We start from the raw sequence: 310 nt of genomic DNA, 5'->3' as shown, positions 1-310 counted from the left end.
TGCAATCGTGACAATAAAAACCCATGCAGGATCTCAAACCCATTCGCGTCTTTCTGGAAGTGGCCAGGCTGCAGAGCTTCGCAGCCGCCTCGAAAACGCTTGGCATAACGCCAGCCTCGGTCACCCGCGTGATCGCGCGGCTGGAGCAGGATTTGGGGCACCAGCTCTTGGTGCGCACCACGCGGAAAGTGGCACTGACGTCTGTGGGGGCGACTGTAGCCGCCCGGTACCGGCCTGTGTTGGATGCCTTCGATCGCGTTCATGTGGATCTGGAACGGGAAATGCAGCCACACCGGGGGCTCTTGTCGAT

At 60.3% G+C, this 310-nt stretch carries 1 protein-coding gene; it reads left to right on the top strand.

Translation table 11 applies throughout. The features are described from left to right. Positions 1-23 precede the first annotated feature (23 nt). Positions 24-310, top strand: a 287-nt coding sequence (locus E1180_RS00040; protein ID WP_155189064.1) for a LysR family transcriptional regulator, incomplete at its 3' end; no start/stop codon positions are given.

Source organism: Roseibium denhamense, assembly GCF_009711415.1.
Taxonomy (GTDB): Bacteria; Pseudomonadota; Alphaproteobacteria; order Rhizobiales; family Stappiaceae; genus Roseibium; species Roseibium denhamense.
This window is presented reverse-complemented; position numbering and strand designations above follow the sequence as displayed.